The organism is Peribacillus sp. SIMBA_075 (assembly GCF_046534585.1).
In genome coordinates, this window is record NZ_JAWRYN010000424.1 from 1 (window position 1) to 283 (window position 283).

General features: G+C 38.2%; 1 pseudogene. It reads right to left on the reverse strand.

Features of this window, described 5'->3' with window-relative positions:
• Positions 1 to 283 (reverse strand): annotated as a pseudogene (locus tag SB775_RS28855) (ABC transporter permease); the annotation flags it as partial.

The window sequence follows — 283 nt, forward strand, 5'->3', positions numbered from 1 at the left end:
GGGCTAAAAATGGTGTCACGCCTAGTAATAGCCATAATCCTGCACCAATCCATTGGCCTATCGTTAACTCAACATTATTAATTAATATTCCTGCCATAAAAATAACTAAGATTGAAAAAGCATTCACTACTGTTTGAGCAATAATTTTAGCTGCTAAATATGCCCCCTCTGGAAGCGGTGTAATTTTTAACAAATGTGTCCATCCTTGCCCTTTTTCCTGAGAAAGTCTCACACCGAAACTAAAAAGGGCAGTCCCTACAATACTGAAAGTCGCCATTGAAAT